Annotated in this window: 20 protein-coding genes and 1 pseudogene; 11 read left to right on the plus strand and 10 right to left on the minus strand. The window is 40.3% G+C overall.

Annotation, left to right across the window (positions count from 1 at the left end; translation table 11 throughout):
• The first annotated feature begins 145 nt into the window (after positions 1-145).
• The gene (locus tag PL8927_RS04695) at positions 146-382 is read left to right on the plus strand and encodes a hypothetical protein (RefSeq protein ID WP_083618127.1); all 237 of its coding nucleotides are present in this window, start codon (positions 146-148) and stop codon (positions 380-382) included.
• Between the two features lie 90 nt (positions 383-472).
• On the opposite strand, the gene PL8927_RS04700 is transcribed toward PL8927_RS04695, so the two are convergent.
• The 5 genes from PL8927_RS04700 to PL8927_RS04720 form a co-directional block, all read right to left on the minus strand.
• Complete coding sequence (locus PL8927_RS04700) at positions 473-2,473, minus strand: tetratricopeptide repeat protein (RefSeq protein ID WP_083618129.1); 2,001 nt, start codon at positions 2,471-2,473, stop codon at positions 473-475.
• Between the two features lie 221 nt (positions 2,474-2,694).
• The gene (locus PL8927_RS04705) at positions 2,695-3,567 is read right to left on the minus strand and encodes a 6-carboxytetrahydropterin synthase (RefSeq protein ID WP_083618132.1); all 873 of its coding nucleotides are present in this window, start codon (positions 3,565-3,567) and stop codon (positions 2,695-2,697) included.
• 537 nt (positions 3,568-4,104) lie between these two features.
• A complete protein-coding gene (locus PL8927_RS04710) occupies positions 4,105-4,356 on the minus strand; it encodes a UPF0175 family protein (RefSeq protein ID WP_083618135.1) in 252 nt (83 codons plus the stop codon).
• Positions 4,357-4,408: 52 nt separating this feature from the next.
• Positions 4,409-5,002: a Uma2 family endonuclease gene (locus tag PL8927_RS04715; RefSeq protein WP_083618139.1), complete on the minus strand. Its 594-nt coding sequence runs from the start codon at positions 5,000-5,002 to the stop codon at positions 4,409-4,411.
• 54 nt (positions 5,003-5,056) lie between these two features.
• Positions 5,057-5,737, minus strand: coding sequence for a J domain-containing protein (locus tag PL8927_RS04720; RefSeq protein WP_083618141.1), 681 nt, complete (start codon positions 5,735-5,737; stop codon positions 5,057-5,059).
• 312 nt (positions 5,738-6,049) lie between these two features.
• Between PL8927_RS04720 and PL8927_RS04725 the strand changes: the two genes are divergently transcribed.
• From PL8927_RS04725 to PL8927_RS04755, 7 genes and pseudogenes are all read left to right on the plus strand, one after another.
• The gene (locus tag PL8927_RS04725; RefSeq protein ID WP_083618142.1) at positions 6,050-6,787 is read left to right on the plus strand and encodes an SIMPL domain-containing protein; all 738 of its coding nucleotides are present in this window, start codon (positions 6,050-6,052) and stop codon (positions 6,785-6,787) included.
• A gap of 182 nt (positions 6,788-6,969) precedes the next feature.
• The gene (carA, locus tag PL8927_RS04730; protein WP_083618144.1) at positions 6,970-8,121 is read left to right on the plus strand and encodes a glutamine-hydrolyzing carbamoyl-phosphate synthase small subunit; all 1,152 of its coding nucleotides are present in this window, start codon (positions 6,970-6,972) and stop codon (positions 8,119-8,121) included.
• Between the two features lie 93 nt (positions 8,122-8,214).
• Complete coding sequence (locus PL8927_RS04735; protein ID WP_083618146.1) at positions 8,215-8,583, plus strand: STAS domain-containing protein; 369 nt, start codon at positions 8,215-8,217, stop codon at positions 8,581-8,583.
• Between the two features lie 147 nt (positions 8,584-8,730).
• On the plus strand, positions 8,731-9,126 hold the full coding sequence (locus tag PL8927_RS04740; RefSeq protein WP_083618148.1) for a Mini-ribonuclease 3: 396 nt from the start codon (positions 8,731-8,733) through the stop codon (positions 9,124-9,126).
• A gap of 238 nt (positions 9,127-9,364) precedes the next feature.
• Entirely contained in the window at positions 9,365-10,822 is a 1,458-nt protein-coding gene (gene rlmB, locus PL8927_RS29235; protein WP_083618151.1) for a 23S rRNA (guanosine(2251)-2'-O)-methyltransferase RlmB, read from the plus strand.
• A 386-nt stretch (positions 10,823-11,208) separates the two neighbouring features.
• Positions 11,209-11,673 (plus strand): annotated as a pseudogene (locus PL8927_RS04750) (RNA-guided endonuclease IscB); the annotation flags it as partial.
• A gap of 211 nt (positions 11,674-11,884) precedes the next feature.
• On the plus strand, positions 11,885-12,124 hold the full coding sequence (locus PL8927_RS04755; protein WP_083618153.1) for a DUF1816 domain-containing protein: 240 nt from the start codon (positions 11,885-11,887) through the stop codon (positions 12,122-12,124).
• A gap of 4 nt (positions 12,125-12,128) precedes the next feature.
• Here the strand turns inward: PL8927_RS04755 and PL8927_RS04760 are convergent, their stop codons facing one another.
• Complete coding sequence (locus tag PL8927_RS04760; protein ID WP_231505913.1) at positions 12,129-12,950, minus strand: alpha/beta fold hydrolase; 822 nt, start codon at positions 12,948-12,950, stop codon at positions 12,129-12,131.
• A 115-nt stretch (positions 12,951-13,065) separates the two neighbouring features.
• On the opposite strand from PL8927_RS04760, the gene PL8927_RS04765 reads away from it, so the two are divergent.
• The gene (locus tag PL8927_RS04765; RefSeq protein WP_083618156.1) at positions 13,066-13,296 is read left to right on the plus strand and encodes a hypothetical protein; all 231 of its coding nucleotides are present in this window, start codon (positions 13,066-13,068) and stop codon (positions 13,294-13,296) included.
• A complete protein-coding gene (locus PL8927_RS04770; RefSeq protein ID WP_231505914.1) occupies positions 13,290-13,388 on the plus strand; it encodes a type II toxin-antitoxin system PemK/MazF family toxin in 99 nt (32 codons plus the stop codon). The genes PL8927_RS04765 and PL8927_RS04770 overlap by 7 nt, the downstream gene beginning before the upstream one ends.
• A 36-nt stretch (positions 13,389-13,424) precedes the next feature.
• Here PL8927_RS04770 and PL8927_RS04775 read toward each other — a convergent pair whose 3' ends face one another.
• The 4 genes from PL8927_RS04775 to PL8927_RS04790 all read right to left on the minus strand — a co-directional run bounded on the left by PL8927_RS04775 (position 13,425) and on the right by PL8927_RS04790 (position 18,708).
• Complete coding sequence (locus PL8927_RS04775; protein WP_083618158.1) at positions 13,425-14,735, minus strand: serine hydrolase; 1,311 nt, start codon at positions 14,733-14,735, stop codon at positions 13,425-13,427.
• A 230-nt stretch (positions 14,736-14,965) separates the two neighbouring features.
• Entirely contained in the window at positions 14,966-15,868 is a 903-nt protein-coding gene (locus PL8927_RS04780; protein ID WP_083618160.1) for a succinate--CoA ligase subunit alpha, read from the minus strand.
• 46 nt (positions 15,869-15,914) lie between these two features.
• Entirely contained in the window at positions 15,915-17,069 is a 1,155-nt protein-coding gene (locus PL8927_RS04785) for an ATP-grasp domain-containing protein (RefSeq protein WP_083618162.1), read from the minus strand.
• A gap of 10 nt (positions 17,070-17,079) precedes the next feature.
• A complete protein-coding gene (locus tag PL8927_RS04790) occupies positions 17,080-18,708 on the minus strand; it encodes a glycosyltransferase (RefSeq protein ID WP_156093096.1) in 1,629 nt (542 codons plus the stop codon).
• Positions 18,709-19,209: 501 nt separating this feature from the next.
• On the opposite strand from PL8927_RS04790, the gene ebsA reads away from it, so the two are divergent.
• Positions 19,210-19,599, plus strand: coding sequence for a type IV pilus biogenesis protein EbsA (ebsA, locus tag PL8927_RS04795; protein ID WP_197047320.1), 390 nt, complete (start codon positions 19,210-19,212; stop codon positions 19,597-19,599).
• The last annotated feature ends 104 nt before the right edge of the window (positions 19,600-19,703 follow it).

Genomic DNA, 19,703 nt, shown 5'->3' on the forward strand with positions numbered 1-19,703 from the left:
TGGGTAATCCGATCCTAGCCCCATTCTAACTTTGATCTAATACAGTGGTTTTACCGATCAAATTCACGAATCATTGAGATTGTTACCACAGAGTTTCCGAAATTACACAGACATGATTGAGGGGAATAGCCACTGTATTAAATCTATGCCATCTCAACCCCAGCCAATCTCTTATATTCCTGTTTCTCAAACTCTACAACCCCGTTGTCATCGTCGTTTAACTCAATGGGGTTGTCCTCCGATTGAACGCCAAAGATTTGATCTATTAGAAGTTCATTTTGGCATTTTGAAAACTATCATTCTAACAGGGGAAACTTTACCCACTAATTCTTTAAATCCGGCTCGATTTAAAGCCCGATTAAGTCACTTAAATCTAATTTAAGGAGAGCTAAAACCTTTAAGTGGATTTTTACCCAACGGTTGTTAGAATTGGTGATAATCATGTTTAACTTTATCCCTAGCCCTCTCATGATTAAGGGGAGGGTTGGGAAGATAAACTAATAGTAGGATTTTTGGCATTTCTAAGTTCTTTTTGAATGGAAATTGCTTTCCCTAATGATGAAATGGCTTCAGGATATTGTTTTAATTTAGATAATAAAGAACCGCGATAACGCCAGGTTTCTGCATCATCAGACTGACAGGAAAGGGCTGCATCATAGGAAGCTAAAGCTTCTGGATATTGTTCTAATTTTTCTAAACACATCCCCTTAGAACGCCATACTGCTGCGGAATCGGGTTTTAAGTTAATGGCTTGTTCATAAAGAGTAATAGCTTCTGAATATTGTTGTAACTTTACTAAGGTTTCCCCACACTCAAAACAAGTTTCATAACTATCAGGCTTAATTTGTAAAGCTTTTTTATACAATTCTAAAGCTTCGGAATTTTGACCTAATTTCCCTAAAAGATTGGCTTGGGTTTTCAATAATTCAAAATGATTGGGTTTTAAACTTAATGCTGTTTCTATTGATTTTAACGCTTCTTCATAACGTTGTAAAGCAGATAAAGCATTCGCCTGATTTGACCATAATTCCCATTTTTGAGGATTTAGTTTAATCGCTTGTTGATAGGAAGCGATCGCTTCTTCATGGCGTTGTAACCTTGCCAAAACATTACCTCGATTGTGCAGAGTCTCATATTTATCGGGAGCAATTTCTAAAGCTTTATTATAGGATTCTAAGGCTTCATCAAACCGTTTAAACTTTCTCAATAATGCCCCTCGATTATGCCAAGATTCATAATCATTGGGTTTAATACTAATCGCTTTATCATAGGATTCAATCGCTTCTGCATAGCGTTGTAAGCGAACTAAAACATTGCCTCGATTATACCAACCTTCATATTTTTGAGGTTGTAAATTCAGATATTGATCATAAGCAATCAAAGCTTCATTGTACCGTTGTAATCGAGCTAAAATCGTTGCTTTTTTAAACCAGGCTTCCTCTAACTTGGAATTCGTTTTAATGGCTTGCTCTAAACAATTTAATGCTTCCTTAAACTGACCTTCGATCAAGAAAGCTTCTCCTTTCTTCAAATAATCATCCGCAATCATAGATTCAGAAGATTGAGGGGGTTTTATTGTCGGGACAACAGTAGAATCAACTAATTTTTTAGGTAAAGATTCTGTTGAATGGGAAGATGGAGATAAACCATTCAACGAAACGGAAGTTTCAGCGAGTAAGGGAAAAATAGATTGTTTTGTTTCTGTTGTTTTTTCCTGTAATTCTTTTAAAGCTTGCTCTTTGAGATCTTGAACTTCAGAAATCATTCCCTGTAACCGTAATACAAATTGAGATTTGAGGGTTTCTACCTGTTCAATAGAAGATTTAGAAAGTTGAGCTTCTCGATTTAAAAAATTAATCGATTCTTGTATTGCTCCAACTTGTAACTCTAATTCTTTAATTAACTGTTGATAACGTTGTTTGGAAGCTTTTAATTGCCCCTCTAAATTATCAATTCGATTTAATTGTTTCTGAGCTTGAAACACAATCTCTTTAACAATCAAACGACGTACTAACCAAAAGAATAAAATCGTTATACTGGGAACTAAAGTAGCAACAATTAATAACGTATTGAGTAAGGTAATGGTTTGACTAAATTCATAATTTAACGCCGAAGAAGTGCCAATTTGGGCAACAGAAAGGGATGTTTTTATCTGGCTTTGGTCTTCTCCTTGACTGATTTTAACTAATTCTGCTAACCAGGTTTGATCGAGTGCATTTGTAATCGATAAAGACGCGAGTTTTTCTGAGGAAGATTCCGTTGAGGAAAAAGACGGACTTGTGATCATTTCGGGAATACTAACTGCTAAACTAGGAGTTAATGCCATCATCTCGACCGGATTAGCAGCTTGACTCGACTCGGAAGCATTAGGTAAAGCACTTGTCGCCTGATTAGGAATAGGACTCGCCTCAGTTGATGAGTCTTGAGCAACAAGAGCCGCTAAGGTTAAAAAGGTAACTGTCGATAACCGCATAGGTGTCAACTCGTGTGGGGTGAAAGTTTTGCCAACCCTTTACAAAACTCAACAAAAGGAAAGGGATGTGGAATTTGGGTGTGCTAGTCTATATTACGAATTGACAGAGCTTTGTCAGGATTTTAGGACTGATACAGAAACCGGGTTTCTTGACCAAAACTCCTGATTTTCCCAAGAGATGATGACTAGAAACCGGGTTTCTTGAGTTTTCAACCCCCTGATTAAACCTTAGCTAAGACAGGTTGTTTGACTTGAAGTGTTTTAGACTCAGATTCTGGATTTGTACAATAGACTTCACAGGAATTATTCGGACTTTCAATCAATTTAACTTTATGCAGTTTTGCCCCTAATTCTTGAATGGGGTTTTGCAATAAATCTCGAATATGAACCGCAATATTTTCAGCCGTTGGCACAACTTTAGCAAAATGGGAAATATCTTTATTTAAAAAGGTGTGATCAAAGGGTTCTACCACATAATCATCAATGGCTTTTTGTAACCCTTCTAAGTCTACAATCATTCCCGTGCGAGGATCAATTTCCCCTTTGACTGTAACTTCTAAATGATAATTATGACCATGACCGTTAGGGCGAGCACATTTGCCATAAATTTCGCAATTTTCCTCAAAACTGAGGTTAGGATGAGCCAGCCGATGGGCGGCGCTAAAATGTGTACTAATTGTTAGATAAGCTTCCATTCCGTTTCCTTGATAATCTGCCCAGAGTTCAGGATGTTCAAATAGTTGAATATTCGTTAGGGGAAGATGGGGGGCTAACCGATGCCAAATTACCCGTGCTAGAGCTTCTGTTGTTGGTAGGGTTTGCTGAAATTCCGGCCAAACATCATTGAGATGGGAAAAGTCTAAATGGTCGGTAACTTCCTGTTTCAGGGTGTGTTTGACATCCGAGAGGTTAAGCACCATACCATATTCATCGAGTTCTCCCACCATTGACACAAATAGAACATAGTTATGTCCGTGTCCAGGGCTGCGGGATGTGGGGCCAAACCGCTCAATGTTCTCGGTGGTGCTCAATTCGGGGAACCAATACCGATGACTGGCGGAAAATTGCGCCCGACGAGTGATCACACATTCCATAAAATGCAAGCCAGATTGCTGTTGTTAAGTTATGTTAATTTATTCTAAGCTTTTTTGTAGAATACTGCGATCGCCTTGGAGCATAAAAATACTTCAATTATCCGATTATCCTGTAGGGGCGAGGCGCGTCCCATTAGTGTCAACTTAAGCCGAAAACCTCTGATTATAGCCGAGATTAGATCCCCCTAAATCCCCCTTAAAAAGGGGGACTTGGATCTCCTGTTCCCCCCTTGTTAAGGGGGGTTAGGGGGGATCATTGACTGGGAATCAGATAGCGCGTGAATTCGGGTTTGAGCGCCTACTTCTAGCGTTAAGTTGACACTAATGGGCGCGTCCAAAGTCCGTCAACTTAACGCTAAAAGCCTTGAAATAAATTATTGCTACGCAACGCTGCGCGAACAGGCTCAAAGCCCAAACCCGTTAAAACGGGTTAATGAAAAATGCTCTTAGTCATCTTTAGATGACTTCAGCTTTCAGCCCGAACTTTAGTTCAGGGCATTATGACTTAAGTTAACACGCTTTGGGCGCGCCTCGCCCCTACGATGAATATGAACCAACTTCCTGCAATGTTTTGAGATCTTCTTGAAATTCAGCTATATCATAATGAACACAAAGACCCCGATCAGCCAGTAATTTCTGAAATTGCATTCGATGTATTCCGAGCAATTCACTTGCTTTTCCTAAGCTAATTTTGTCTTTTTGGAACAGCATTATCACAATTTCCAATAAAAGTTCCTGTTCTGATAAGCCACTGGCTTGTATAATTTCATCTGAGACTAACATACTCATGGTTGTTACTAAAGTTTTGTTTAAATTATAGCAATTTTAGTATTTATATATTTTAACCCACATTCCAAATTTCTTGTAAATCTAATACAAACCCCGGAAGCACATCTTCCCCGGATATATTAACAGGAGATTGTAAAATTTCTACTTCTTTCCCGAAACGATAGATTTCTACGCGCTGATTTTGAGGGTCTATTAACCAACCGAGTTGAGTCCCATTTTCCAGATACTCTTGCATTTTGTTTCTGAGGGTTTTGAGAGTATCGGTTTCTGAACGTAATTCAATTACAAAATCGGGACACAGAGGCAAAAATTTCTTTTTTTGTTCAGAAGTTAACCCATTCCATCGTTCTAGTTTAACCCAAGACAGATCCGGTGCTCGATCTGCACCATTTGGTAGTTTAAAACCCGTTGAAGAATCAAATGCTAATCCCAGTTTTGTTTGTTTATTCCAAATTGCTAATTCTCCGGCTAAGTTGAAGTTTCGATTTCCGGTTTCACCTCCTGTTGGTGACATAATAATTAATTCTCCTGTTGCCGATCGTTCAAATTTATAGTATCGATTATTTTGACAAAGTTGAAAATACTGTTCATCAGTTAAGTCGATTTGCAATTCTAGGGGATTCGGTAAAGAAATTATTGTATTCATAACGGTTGCAATAAGCTCAAAATATTGGTTAAACTATAACACTTTTTTTATATACTAGGAAATCTTTTTCATTTCTTCCTGTGCTTCTCGACGTAAACGAGAGGCAATTCTAAAGAATTCTTGACCTGTGTGGAGGGAAGAATCATCATAATTGAGGGTAAAGGTTTCTAATTCATTAAGTCCGTCATCTAAATGATTTAGGGTATAATAAAGATGGGCTGCAACTCCTGCAAAAGGAGACGGATTTCGGTAAGAACGGAATAATTTTTGGGCTTGATGGAGAGCGTTTCGACAAATTTCAATATAGGTTTGAAAGGCTTCCATTAATTCATCATCAAAGGGATCGGCGGATAATTTATCGACTTCCGATTTTAAGGGTTTTAAAATTTGATTAATGGAGCGATTAATGGGTTTATAAACTTTATTAATCCAGAGGGTTAATTCGGCATCGGCGTCTGTTGCTTTTTGTTGCGGTTTATAAACATAGGGTTTTCCTGAATCAGAATCAGAATTTGTTGCTGAAGAAAGTTGTCGATCATAGGATTGACGTTTTTGGGGATCACTTAATACTTCATAAGCCGCATTAATCTGAATAATTCGGTCATGATCTGCCGATTGTGTTTGGCTATCAGGATGAAAGATTTTCGCTAATCGACGATAGGCTTGTTTGATTTCTCCGGCTGTCGATGTGGGGTTAACTTGTAATGTACTGTAGTAATTTTTGAGTGGAGTCATACCGATTGATCTAAGATTAGTTACAGATGCCTATAAAAGGGGTTTCAAACCGTATTGATTGTAACGCGATCGCTCTCTAACTGGCTACTGTTTTTTCTGTGATCTCAAAAATTTAATGTTCCTAAACCTAACAAATTTTTGAAGAATGCTATAAATCCAGATTGAGGCTAAAGGCGACTTTTAACCCAAATTATCCCGAATTTTAGGATAATTTAACGAAACAGAGGAACAGCCAGGATAAAAACAACTTCTACATTATTTAGTTAATATCCTAATGGTTATACCCCTTTCGCACTTGAGAGAACGTCCAAAATGTCCTTAACTCAATCCTCTTGTCCGATTAATCCTTGGAGTCTGATTACTGCGTTATCCTTAAGTTTAGGATTAGTCAGCATCCCCTTAATTGCTCCCGTTTTTGCCCAAGAACAACGGATCAGAACCTTAACAGTTAGTGGTGAAGGTGTTGTGACGATCCCAACCACCCAAACCCAAGTTCAGTTAGGGGTTGAAGTCTTGGGGAAAACCGCCGAAGAAGTGCAAACAGAAGCTGCCAGACGAACGAATGCGGTGATAGAATTACTGCGATCGCGCAATGTTGAGAAACTGGAAACTACCGGAATTCGCCTCAACCCCACCTACAGTTATACCAACAATCAACAACGCTTAACAGGCTATTCTGCCACCAATACCGTCAGTTTCAAATTAAAAACCGAAAACGTCGGAAGTTTATTAGATGATGCTGTTAAAGCCGGGGCGACCCGTATTGATGGGGTGAGTTTTGTCGCTTCTGACGCTGAAATTAACGCCGCTCAACAACAAGCTTTAAAACTTGCTACCCAAGAAGCCGAACGTCAAGCCAATGCCGTTTTAGGGGCTTTAAATTTAACCCGCCGAGAAATTATCGGTATTCAAATCAATAATGCCAGTCCCCCAGTCCCCATGCCTGTCATGTATAAAGCAGATGCGATGGTAGCAGCAGCCCCACCGACTCCCGTTGTCGGAGGTGAACAACAAGTTAGAGCTTCCGTCACCCTACAAATTAGTTATTAGGAAGTCGGTTCAATTTCCCTCTGTTCCCTATTGCCTATTGCCTATTGCCCATTCGTAATTCGTAATTCGTAATTCGTAATTCCCTATTCCCTAAAGTCATGTAATAACAACAAGGGAAAGCATTGATGCGTAAGTCTGGAATAATATTGAGGTGATTCCAGATTAAAGGTAGACCAAATTAAATGTCCCTGACCTCTGCACAACCTGCTTTACTTGTCCTTGCTGATGGAACCGCCTACACAGGCTGGTCATTTGGCGCTCCAGGAACCGTCATTGGGGAAGTTGTCTTTAATACGGGTATGACCGGATATCAAGAAGTATTGACTGATCCCAGCTATTGTGGACAGATTGTCACCTTTACCTACCCAGAGTTGGGCAATACTGGGGTTAACCCCGACGATGAAGAATCTGCTTTTCCCCATGTCCGAGGGGCTATTGCTCGTAATATTTGTACCCGTCCGAGTAATTGGCGTTCTACTCAGTCCTTACCGGACTATTTAAAACAGCATAATATCCCCGGTATTTATGGGATTGATACCCGTGCCCTCACGCGGAAAATTCGCACCGTTGGAGCGATGAATGGTGCGATTTCCACGGAAATTTTAGATCCGGGGGAACTGCGAAATTTAGTCGAACAAGCGCCTAGTATGTCCGGGTTGAACTTGGTGAAAGAAGTCACAACCCAAACAGCATATCAATGGTTAGAACCCACAGAAACCGCTTGGGAGTTTAGTGACTCCACTCGTCGGGATGAAGAACCTCGTTATACAGTTGTAGCTTTAGACTTTGGGGTGAAACGCAATATCCTCAGACGGTTAGCGAGTTATGGCTGTCGCGTGATTGTGGTTCCGGCTGATACTTCCTCGGAAGAGATTCTCAAATATAATCCCGATGGGATTTTCCTGTCGAATGGCCCCGGTGATCCGTCCGCCGTTACCGAAGGAATTACCACGACTAAAGCTTTAGTTAAGGCTGACAAACCCGTGTTTGGGATTTGTATGGGTCATCAAATTTTAGGCTTATCCTTGGGGGCTGAAACCTTTAAGCTTAAATTTGGTCATCGGGGATTAAATCAACCCGCAGGTTTAGCACAACAGCAGGTGGAAATTACCAGTCAAAATCATGGGTTTGCTATTGATCCTGATACGATTGCTGAGGATGTACAAATTACTCACCTCAACCTCAATGATCGGACTGTTGCGGGATTAAAACACAAAACTTTACCTTTGTTTTCCGTTCAATATCACCCCGAAGCCAGTCCTGGCCCCCATGACGCTGATTATCTGTTTGAGCGCTTCGTTCAAGCAATGCAACAACAGAAAGAACCCTCTTAAAATACTCTCTCCCTCCTAACTCAGTAGACAATTGATTAAAAAGCCCCTATACTGGATCGGCGATGTCAAGTTTTATGTAGTTAGGAGGGTATCATTCCTGAGCAACTTAATTTAACCGTGAGCTTACGGGGTACACGGGATGTAAAAGATAACTATCAACTCTTTCGCCTTACTGGACTGATGGATGCTTTCTCAGAAGGCACCTTTCGCAAGGTGGTAGGTAAATATATTGAAAAAGGCCCCAAGCACATTATATTGGATCTTTCTCAGATAGATTTTGTAGACAGTTCGGGATTAGGGGCGCTAGTGCAGCTTGTGAAAAAAGCGCAAAATAGCGAAGGAACCTTACAGATTGTTTCCAATCCTCGTGTAACTCAAACTGTTAAATTGGTTCGCTTAGAAAAGTTTCTCTCCTTACAGCCATCTGTAGAAGAAGCGATCGAGAAAATCAACAAGGCCTAGTCTAGGTGCGAGAGTCCATTGGGTACTGTGTCTATACCCCGATAACGGCGAGGATAACGAGTCAATGGGATCAGGGCGAACAATCTTTACGACTACTTTTTAACGACTAGCTAGTTAATTTCTGGTTAGTCTCTATCTCTGGATCAAATGCTTCATCAAAGCCTATCACCAGAACAAGTTCAACGGATTACTCCAGCATCTTGGGCCTATTTAGGAGATGCTGTTTTTGAACTGTATATCCGTAGTTTTTATCTGATGCCCCCAAAGCGATCGCATCTTTATCATCAGCTAGTCGTGGCTCAAGTTCGTGCAGAAAGTCAAGCTCGTCACTTGCGATCGCTAGAACCTTACCTCACCGAAACTGAATTAGAAGTTTTAAAACGGGGTCGAAATGCTGCTTTTGGATATCCCAAAAGACTCGATCCCCAAACTTACCAACAAGCAACCAGTTTAGAAGCATTATTTGGGTATTTGTATTTAACGAATCCGCAACGTTTAGAGGAATTGTTTAATTATCTTGAGCTTGATTCTAAAGAAGGATAATCATTCATAAGCTACCACTCTAACAATTTATCGTTAAGATCTGGTGTAGGGAGTCAAGCACCTTTAAATTGAATGAGAGTGCAGCCTATTAAATAGGGTTCAAAACAAATATTCAGCTTGAATCAAAGCTGAGTTGAGGATAGATTTTATTCGGGTTCTCATCAGAAGATAGACGCTGATTTTCCCTTCTAACTTTTGCTTTCATCAGCAACATTTCTAAATATTCTCATAAGGAATTATGCCAAAGTTTAATCATTCTAACTCTCCATCGAGATCGTCTAAAAAACCATCCAGTCGGTCTAAATTTAATTCTAAATCGGGAGAACGAGACAATAGTAAGTCTTCCCGATTCTCGGATGACAAAAAATCTCCTAGATTTTCAGATGAGAGAAAGCCTTCCCGATTCTCGGATGACAAAAAATCTCCTAGATTTTCAGATGATAGAAAATCCCCTAGATTTTCGGATGAGGCAAAGTCTTCTCGATTTTCAGATGATAGAAAATCCCCTAGATTTTCAGATGAGAGAAAGCCTTCTCGATTCTCGGATGAGAGAAAGTCTTCTCGATTTTCAGATGATAGAAAATCCCCTAGATTCTCGGATGATAGAAAGCCTTCTCGATTTTCAGATAATAGAAAATCCCCTAGATTCTCGGATGATAGAAAGCCTTCTCGATTTTCAGATAATAGAAAATCCTATCGATTTTCGGATGAACAATCTGATAACTATCGGAAATTTTCTGGAGAAAGAAATGAATCTTTTTCCCGTTCTCAACCTGAACAACCCCCAAGAGAAAAACCGAGTAAGTTCGTAGGGGAACGTCAACCTCGGACACACAAACATTTCTTACCTTCTTCTTATAAAAGTCAGCAATTTATTGAAGAAAGAAAACCAGAATTTACAGATGAACCCGTAGAGTCCTTTGATGTTGAGAATGAATTAATTTATGGGCGACGTACCGTTCAAGCCGTTTTAGAAAATGAGCGATCGCTGAGTCGAATTTGGGTCGTTTCTCAACTCAAATCCGATCCCCGATTTTTCGGATTATTGCAAACAGCAAAAGCCAACGGTGCAATCCTCGATGAAGTTACATATCAACGCTTAGATCAACTCACCCAAGGTGCTAATCATCAAGGCATAGCGGCTCAAATTTCCCCCTATACCTATAAAGACCTAAATGAGTTAATCGAAACCGCTAAAGCTGCAAGTTCTCAACCTGTGATCATTGTTGCTGATGGAATTCAAGATCCCCACAATTTAGGGGCAATTATTCGCACAGCAGAAGCCATTGGTGCTCAAGGTTTAATTGTGCCTCAACGCCGTGCTGTTGGTATCACCTCAACGGTGATGAAAGTTGCGGCGGGTTCATTAGAAACGTTTCCTGTTGCTAGAGTGATTAATCTTAGCCGTGCTTTAGAAGACTTAAAAGCCGCCGGATTTTGGATTTATGGAGCTTTAGCCACCGCCGAAAAAACGTTATCGACTGTTGAGTTTAAGGGTGCGATCGCCTTAGTTGTCGGCAGTGAAGGAGAAGGGTTAAGTCACTTAATTGAACAAAACTGTGATGTTTTAGTGTCGATCCCCTTGTCAGGAGAAACCGCCAGTTTAAATGTTTCCGTAGCAACGGGAATGGCACTGTATGAAATTTATCGTCAAAGGCAATTTCAAGCCTTGGATTTTAGTGATAAAAATGTATAAATGGATGCTTTAAGGTTGTCATTGTTCAGATAAACTATTCAAGGATAACCCCCATTGATCCCCGATTTCATCTGTATAGAGTTTTCAGGTCAGTTTACTGTAAAACTGTTCTGTTCTCTTCTTAGGAAAAGTTTCACTTTGAACTTCGACCTGTAAACTCTCTTTCTGATGTCCTGATCAATTAAAATATTCGTTTAAGGCTAAACTTCATTGCACAAAGGCTGATTTCCTAAGATAGAGATTCTGCTCGGTTGATTGAAAAAATAAAGACAACAGAGTATAACAAATGTCAGCACCCCGCTCTGAAGAGACGGGGCTTCATGCCTCTAACTTTAGATAGCTGACCAGCCTCAGCCTAACGGCTACGTTTTCNTACTGTGGTAAACTCAACTCGATGGGCACTGTTTAATCGATTAAAAGAAACAGGTTTACCTGTTTCAACTGGTTCCGGTGGTTTAACTAAATTTAACCGAATCCGATTAAACCTACCTAAAACCCATTGGTTAGATGCAGCTTGTGTTGGAAAACTTGAATCAATAAAGGTGTTAACCAATAAACCTTTATTGATTCAGGCAACAGGACGTGGTACTCGTCAAATGTGTGGTACAGACAAATACGGATTTCCAACGAGACATCGCTCACGAATACAGATTCATCAAGGCTTTCAGACGGGCGATATTATTAAAGCTGTTGTTACTAAAGGCAAGAAAATAGGCTTTTATTTAGGTCGAGTTCTTTGTCGCGCATCTGGCAGTTTTGATATTGTTACTCAAAATGGAAGAGTAGCAGGAATTAGTCATAAATATTGTCAATCAATTCATAAAAAGGATGGTTATTCTTATGGATTTTAAAAGAACTCAGGCGGTTAAAACCGCGCTTAGTCGGTTTTCCTCCTCGCTCTAAAGAGACGAGGCTTCCAACCTTCCCATGTTTTTCTTGTGAATGGTTTTAAAGACTGAGGTTGAAGTTTATACCTAGTCCGTAAATTCTAACAAATGAGTTAGAATTCCTTTTCAGAATTTTATCCGTACAACTCCAGAATCTACAGCATTGATCATCAATATGAAAGAACTTCTAATTAGCTTGCTTAACGCTTTTGGGTTTGCTTTCTGGGTGGAAATTTTGACAGAAACCCCAAACTGTACCTACTATTTTGGGCCGTTTATCAACCAACAACAGGCTCAAGCTTCTGAATCGGGTTATCTCGAAGACCTGGAAGCAGAGGGGGCACAAGGGATTAAAGTTAAGATTAAACGGTGTAAACCCAATACCCTAACAATTGCAGAAACCTGTTCTATATAAAAGTTTAATTTTTGTTAACAATTTCAGGATATTGAGCCATCCAATTATCAATATCAGTGAGTACCGTTTGAGGAATTTCCCAAGGAAATAAATGGGCGGTATTTGGATAACAATAAAATTGAGAATTTGATAAATATTCTGAGGTTTCTTGACTGGATTTAGCGGTAATATGGCGATCGCATTCTCCGGCTAAAACTAAACAAGGACAGTCTATCTGTTGTAAATGTTCTAAACGATTATAGCTTAATCTTAACGCTTGATTTAAAGCCTGAGTCGCTAACCCAGATGTTTGAATAAAAGCGGGAACTGCTTCTTGTGCTAAATAGTGGTAAGCGATCGCATGATGTTGTTGAATTAAATAGCGAAAGAGCGATCGCTTTCCCAAGGTTTCAATATTCCATCGCCAACTCGGAAATATCCAATTAATCAGTCCAGCTAAACCTGTATAAACATAATCTAATCCTGAAATCGGAGGATGATTTCCTCTAGGTTTGGCGGCGGAAGCAATTAAGATTAAACCTTTAACTTTTTCGGGGAATTTTAACGCTAATTCCAAGGCTAAAATCCCTCCTAATGACCATCCTAAAATTAGACATTGGTTAATATTAAAGTCTTGGAAAATAGTTTCTAAATCTTGTAAATGATCTTCCATCTTAAACCGTTGGCGGGTGTGGCTGTTTCCATACCCTCTTAAGTCCGGTGCTAGGGTGAGATATCGTTGTGAAAGATGGTTTGTAAATACAGACATACAGTGACTAGAACCCGGATGTCCATGTAAACAAATAATCGGAAATCCTTGACCTTGTATTCGGGTATTTAACCGCAATTGTTCACCTCCTTAATCTGTTCTCTATACATTAGCATTCAGTGAACCGATGAGATAGACAGATTCAGATGATAGAATATTAATATTGAGCAAACAACAAATTTAAGAATCGGCTATGAGTATACAAGATGAAACTATCACTAAAATTAAACAGCTTCCTGACGAGCTTGTTTATAAGGTCAATAATTTTATAGATTTTTTATTGATCAATGTTCCCAGCAACTCTTATAATTTTAACACCATTGTAAATGAAGATTTGGAGATTTCAGAGTCAGATTTTTCGGACTACCTCAAAAATTTAGAAGACTATGAAGATCGTTTAGCAAAAGGCGAAATTCAATGGTAGAGATTTATCGTGGAGATATTGTTTTGTGTAATCTCAATCCCGTTATGGGTACAGAACAAGCAGGAATAAGACCTAGTGTAATTTTACAATAGGTGCGTGCATTGGCACTTACGCACCCTACAAAGTGATTATAGTTGCCCATTTTCAACAATATATTCTGCTATTTTATGAACGGACGTACTAATTTGAGGAACATTAGCGGTGTTATTATCAATAGCTGTAATAATATATTTTTCCCCATTAATTTGAGCCGCAACCGTTGTTCCAATTACCCTAGAATTTTGACCTGTTTTTTCGCCTAACCATTGAGTTTTAGGTAATCCTTGTAAACCAGCATAACCAATGACCCGATCATATTGACGATTTAACGCATCAATTAATACTTGGGAGGAGGGTTGTTCATAATTATAAATCTGTACCATCATTTCCGTGAGTTCATTACTGGTTAATCGATTTCTGCCTTTTCCCGGTCGCCAAGGCATAATATGATCCCCCATTAATTTAAAATTAACTTTTGTGAATTTATAGCCTTGGGATTCTAAAAACTTATTAATATAATCTGAACCTAAATAATCAATTAATTGATTGGTGGCAATATTACTACTGTGATCAATCATTTCTCCCATTAATTGTTTTAAAGAGTAAGATTGACGAGCGCGAATGGATGAAGCATCTTCTGTAAAGTTTCCTCCTGCAACTAGAACTTTTTGATCTAAACTAATTTTTTCCTCGGCTGTTTTATGTAAAAGCGCGATCGCAACGGGAACTTTAATTAAACTAGCAGGACTAGCTGGAGGTTCATTTCCGCGTAAATGAACGCAGTCTCGTTTTAAGCTACAAACTGTCAACATTGCTTGACGAGTTAACCCGCTTTCTTGACGAATTTGTTCTAATATTTTTCCCCGTGCATCCAATAATTCATCCGTAATTTCTGATAGGCTAGATTGGTATTCTTTAATTTTGTTAGAGGTTTGACGCGCTAATAAAGAATGGGGGGAAATTTCCTGTAAGTTATTAATGGCTTTTTCCCAAAGCTCTTTGACTTGTTTTCGGTGTTGGGGAGAGGGATCATTAGGATTAGCGACTTTTTGAGCTTGGGTTGCTAAACGGATTGCTTGTTGCCAATTATCCTCGGCTCGTTCTTCAACTAAAATTTGAACTTCAACAATTTTTAATTTCTGTAATATCGTTTCATTGGGTTCAAATTGCAAGGGGTCGGCAAATAAAGAATTAAAAAAATTAGGTTCGGGTCGATTTTTTGGTGGCGTTTCTAACTCTTGAATTAAGCGATCGCGCAAGGTAATTAATTCTTTTAAGGAATCAGCACCATAGAATTCAGAAGCAGTTCCTAACGAGGGGAGAGCTTGAGTTAATCCAATACCCACGATCAGAGCCATACTACCTGTTACCGTTGTAGCCCAACGCCAGACTTGACGCATCCTTAAACTCCTCACACACACGCTTCATCGGTTTACAGACGGTTTAGATAACGTCTCTACCTCAGCAAAGAGATATCTTTAGCCAGTTTCTTAAACAGATGAGATACGAGATTAGATTACCATGATTGCTATCAAAAAGGAATAAGAATATTTGATCCCTGAATCATTAATCTCTAGGAGCGAGGAGTTGACAGAGATTAACTCGACCTTTTTCCTACGGATAAAATCGGTTATTTTTTCCGTCTTTTTAGGGCTTTTTTAATTAATATTGGAATTTCAGAAGGACGTTCAGCGACGAGAACTTCAGCCGTTTTAAACGCAGAAATTTTACTTTCAACCGTTCCCGCATCCACCATATTCGTAACAACTTTTGACGTCATTAATAAACTAGCATGACCTAATAGTTTAGTAGCTGGAGCGTGCAACCCAGCAATATAAGCAACAACAGGTTTATCGATCGCTTCGGCAATATAAGAAGCCGCTTCTTCTTCGCTAGTTCCCCCCATTTCTCCCACTAAAACAATCACATCCGTATTTTCATCTTCATCTAAAATTTCCAACCATTGCAGGAAAGAAGAACCCACAATAAAATCACTACCAATACTAACAGCAACAGATTCACCTAATCCCGCTTGGGTTAATTCCGCCGCCACCTCATAAGTTAGGGTACTACTCCGACTTAATAACCCCACATTTCCAGGTTTATAAAATTCACTAGGATGAGTTCCTAATAACAATTTATCCGGGATAATAATCCCCGAACAATTAGGGCCAACCACTAAAGTTTCTGTAATTTCCGCCTTCCGAACCAAACGCACCATATCCAAAGGAGGCATACCTTCGGTGACAATAATTAACTGACGAATACCCGCCGCGATCGCCTCTAATGCCGCATCCAAAACCTTATAAGGATGAACAAAAATCACACTAATATCAATTTCGCCCACATTCGTAATCACTTGTTCAACCAAATCAAAAACCGGAATTCCACTTAACTCCTGTCCTCCTTGACCCGGACTAACACAGGCGACAATACCAGTCCCATAAGTTTTCATCTGCACCACAGCATGAGCCAAGGAGGGCGAGATCGTTGTACCCTGTACAATCACTTTACTATCAGGAGTTAAATTCATATTTGATCATCCAATCTGGGGAAATTTTACAAGGGAGAAAAACAGACTATTTGGCTAAATTAACAGCCGCAACAACAGCTAAATCTAAGCGATCAAATAAACTTACAGGTAAATCAGCAAACTCTAACCGACAGGATTCGGGTTGAATTCCCGCTAACCGCAGAACAAATTGAGGTAAGTTACTGGTTCGAGATTTTCGTTTCAAATACCCAGCAATTTCTCCTAATAATGGCAGACGAATTGTAGGTTGAACCCAGAGATTAGCAACAACCACCTTGACGGATTTTGATTGGGTCATTAAATCAATTCCTTGATACAAACGTTGGCGAAAATCCTCCGTAATTTCATAATGATCCGCCCCGCCCAAATTTAAGAAATTTGCCGGTTTGCCCGATGATTGGATAACTAAATCTAAGGTTGCCATAGTTAAACCAGCACCATTACACAAAATCCCAATATTACCGTTTAATTCCACTAAATTGAGTTGGGGATGAAACAATTCATCAGCAATCATCGGTAAAGAAACCGAATGATAGTTGGGTTGAGCTTTAAGGAGAAGAATTAAGTCTTCATGGCGTCCCAACGCTCCACTATTAGCAATCACTTTGCCATCCAATGCCATCACCTCCCCCGTGGGACTAATCCCCAAAGGATTAATTTCCACGAGATCTAAATCTTTCTCCACAAATAGACGATACATTTTCTCAACAATCGCACTCACCGCCAGAATTAAATCCCCCTGTAACCCCATTTTGAGGATTAACCGTCGAGCATAAAAAGGGGAAAAATCCTGATCGACAATCTCTTGCTGAATGGTTGATAGGGTGGCTTCCACATTCACCCCTCCCTGTTGCGATCCCAATAACACCGGACGGCGTGACCCCGGATCAAGGGTAACAGCTAAGTATAATTCCCGATCCGCATCATATTTAGCCTCTGCTAATAGAACTTGGGGACATTCACCCCGGATCGGTAAATGAAAAATCATTTGGGCGGCGGCGACCGCATCAATCGTATTTTCCACAAATCGAATTCCTCCGGCTTTCCCCCGTCCTCCCGCACGGACTTGGGATTTCAGCACCACCGGATAGGGAATTTTCAAACCCTTCAAATCTTGAGACTGATCAATCCGTTGTGAGGGTAAAACCGGAATCCCCATTTCACGAAATAACGTTTTAGCTTGATACTCTAGCAAATCCATGCACAATTCCTCATTCAGTGGTTAGGGTTCCTTGATGAACAGTCTTAACCCACTTCAGTCGTTTGGGACGAATTGAAATCCGAGCCGTTGTACTTCCCACCACCAATAACCAGTGAAGCATATACACTGTACCGCGTAGTGTATCAATCCAGAGGGTTAACTGGTTTGGAAATCGGAATCCTGTGGATTTCCCCGATGCAGTTGTTGACTCAGATGGGGACAATTCCCGGCTTTGATTGGGTTGAGTGTTAACCTTTACCCTCATCGGTTGAGTTTGGCGAATACGCCGTAATCCTAGAAACATTCCCAATAAAGAAAGCGTCAGGGTAAAACAGGTTAAGGGGGTTGTTAAGGGTAAACGGCGTTGAATTAACGATAGTACCAAATCAGGAACCGCCGCCGTCGGTAAGATATATTGGGTAATCCAAAAACTCAGTAAATCGATGGTTTTTGGGGTTCCCATGCGATTACGAACAATCAACTGCCAATAGTCTAAATAGCGTTGATAGCCCCCTTCCGCCCAACGATTGCGTTGATGCCAAAGGGCTTTAAACTGGGTGACTCCCTCCTCATTTACGGGGGGAAAAGACAAACATTCAATGTCCCATTGATCTAAATGCAGCCGAATTGTTAAATCTAAATCATCGGTAATCGTTTCTTCATTCCAGCCCCCACAACTTAAGAGTGCTTCTCGTCGGACAAACTGGCCGTTTCCCCGCAGTTCGCCAACGCCACCAATGGAAATCCGTTGTTCTTGAAAATAGGCATCTAAAGCCATCTCGGCGGCTTGAGAACGAGTCCAAAAATTTTCTGAGGCATTGGCGATCGCTTTTCGGACTTGGACAGCCCCCACCTGTTCGACATTGAATCGGGGAACGACATGGCGTAGCATATCCGGTGCGATTTGAGCATCGGCATCAAACACCCCTAGAATTTCCCCTTGAGTTAAGGGTAAGACTTGATTTAAGGCCCCTGATTTTCCCCCACTCATCAGAGCCGAGCGCCGTAATATTTTCAGTTGGGGATAATCTTGGGTGAGTTTTTCCAGAACAATAGCGGTTTGATCACTACTATTATCGTCAACAACCCAGAGTTCATAACAATGACTGGGATAATCCAAACTACAGAGATTTTTAACCAGACGACCAATTACCGCTTCTTCATTTTTAGCCGCTACTAATAACGAAACATAGGGCCAATTTTGTTGGGGATGTTCCGCTAAAATTTCCCCTGGGGATCGGGTTTTAGCCCAAAAAATTCTTAGGGCATGAATTGACAATAAACCTGTTAAACCCAGGATAAATCCCATCCCCCAAGAAACAAAATGTAGGGTAATAATTCCGCCCCAAATTAAGGTTAGGGAAACAGCTGCTTTCTGTCTTCGACCTTGATACCAATTGGGGAAAACCTCGAAAGTTGGCTCCTTTTGGCCGGAACTTGTGTCAGATTGTTGCGAGGTTTTAGCAACCGAGGGATAAACCATTGATGATCCAGTCCCACCGACCCCACTGTCCGGCTGATTTCGTTGAGATTTCCAAGTTGGAGATTGATCAGGATAGTTTTGATCACTGGTTAGCGCTTTTATGTCACTGTTGCATAAGCGGTCAGCATCCTTTTCGGGCCAAGACTGTTTTGGCATAGATAATCTGATTTAACCCTCAATATTCATCAGAAAAAATAGGTAGAAACCCCGTCCACCTAGTTAGGCTTTATATTTCCCTTTTCAGGGAGGAGGGTATGATGACCCTCCTAACTCCTATTTCTAGGGTAAGGTTAGCTTCAATAAGGTTTTAAGAGCTTGTTAGGCTAGGAGCATCAGTCTTACCCCTCGTAAAACTGTTTAACTACTAACGACAGAGCCAGGGACTAGCTACGCATCCAACAGGGTGTCTTGACTCAAAAAACATAGTCAGTTAAGACTTAGGCGGGTACGAACTAACTAAAGTTAGAGGCATGAAGCCCCGTCACTTCAGTGCCGGGTGTTGACCCAATCTGCTTCTAGTATCCAATATTGTGACACTTGTTAACGGTTTGGGGCGGATTAACTGTTCAGATCTGATCATCAGCATTGTATCCGTTAGGCGAGGATCTCGGCTAAATTAGGATTGATGAACACACTTTGCACCGAACTTGAAAATCTATGACTGATGCCACAGTGGCTCTAACTCAACTCAAACCTGCCGAAAAACGGGAGATAGGAGTCTATATTCCCTATTATGATGAGAAGAAGCGCAAATATTTACCCTATTCGATTAGCCTTTATAAGGAAAAAAGTTTAGAAGGCGCTCGCAATATTGATGGGGGTGACGGCATTCCTTTTGTGGCAACTTGGAATGTATCGTCTTTACCTGCCGATTTAACTCGTTGTCGGGTTCAATTTGATGGCAATGCTGATCTTAGTTATGAGGTGATCCTGTGTAACCATGAGTTTATTAAATATTTAATTGAAGTTCTGCAAAATTTTAGTCGGACTCGTACTATTGATTTTTCTCAGGAGTTCTACAAACGGCTATTACATTTGGATCATTAATCTTCGTTGTTTCTCGGCTTTGGGGGAAAACTCTGTTGTTACCGTTGCGTTTACCTGTCTCAGGTGTGTTTCCCCATAATAGAGCTACTCCCCCTGTTCTGTTC

The organism is Planktothrix serta PCC 8927 (assembly GCF_900010725.2).
Lineage (GTDB): Bacteria > Cyanobacteriota > Cyanobacteriia > Cyanobacteriales > Microcoleaceae > Planktothrix > Planktothrix serta.

Bases quoted from the DNA above. Each gene is read 5' to 3' on its own strand.
- PL8927_RS04770 (WP_231505914.1), top strand. From the start codon at position 13,290: ATGGTAGAGATTTATCGTGGAGATATTGTTTTGTGTAATCTCAATCCC.
- PL8927_RS04780 (WP_083618160.1), bottom strand. From the start codon at position 15,868: ATGAATTTAACTCCTGATAGTAAAGTGATTGTACAGGGTACAACGATC.
- carA (WP_083618144.1), top strand. From the start codon at position 6,970: ATGTCCCTGACCTCTGCACAACCTGCTTTACTTGTCCTTGCTGATGGA.
- PL8927_RS04725 (WP_083618142.1), top strand. From the start codon at position 6,050: ATGTCCTTAACTCAATCCTCTTGTCCGATTAATCCTTGGAGTCTGATT.
- PL8927_RS04755 (WP_083618153.1), top strand. From the start codon at position 11,885: ATGAAAGAACTTCTAATTAGCTTGCTTAACGCTTTTGGGTTTGCTTTC.
- PL8927_RS04695 (WP_083618127.1), top strand. From the start codon at position 146: ATGCCATCTCAACCCCAGCCAATCTCTTATATTCCTGTTTCTCAAACT.
- PL8927_RS04710 (WP_083618135.1), bottom strand. From the start codon at position 4,356: ATGAGTATGTTAGTCTCAGATGAAATTATACAAGCCAGTGGCTTATCA.
- PL8927_RS04740 (WP_083618148.1), top strand. From the start codon at position 8,731: ATGCTTCATCAAAGCCTATCACCAGAACAAGTTCAACGGATTACTCCA.
- PL8927_RS04790 (WP_156093096.1), bottom strand. From the start codon at position 18,708: ATGCCAAAACAGTCTTGGCCCGAAAAGGATGCTGACCGCTTATGCAAC.
- rlmB (WP_083618151.1), top strand. From the start codon at position 9,365: ATGCCAAAGTTTAATCATTCTAACTCTCCATCGAGATCGTCTAAAAAA.
- PL8927_RS04700 (WP_083618129.1), bottom strand. From the start codon at position 2,473: ATGCGGTTATCGACAGTTACCTTTTTAACCTTAGCGGCTCTTGTTGCT.
- PL8927_RS04785 (WP_083618162.1), bottom strand. From the start codon at position 17,069: ATGGATTTGCTAGAGTATCAAGCTAAAACGTTATTTCGTGAAATGGGG.
- PL8927_RS04775 (WP_083618158.1), bottom strand. From the start codon at position 14,735: ATGCGTCAAGTCTGGCGTTGGGCTACAACGGTAACAGGTAGTATGGCT.
- PL8927_RS04720 (WP_083618141.1), bottom strand. From the start codon at position 5,737: ATGACTCCACTCAAAAATTACTACAGTACATTACAAGTTAACCCCACA.
- PL8927_RS04765 (WP_083618156.1), top strand. From the start codon at position 13,066: ATGAGTATACAAGATGAAACTATCACTAAAATTAAACAGCTTCCTGAC.
- PL8927_RS04705 (WP_083618132.1), bottom strand. From the start codon at position 3,567: ATGGAATGTGTGATCACTCGTCGGGCGCAATTTTCCGCCAGTCATCGG.
- ebsA (WP_197047320.1), top strand. From the start codon at position 19,210: ATGACTGATGCCACAGTGGCTCTAACTCAACTCAAACCTGCCGAAAAA.
- PL8927_RS04715 (WP_083618139.1), bottom strand. From the start codon at position 5,002: ATGAATACAATAATTTCTTTACCGAATCCCCTAGAATTGCAAATCGAC.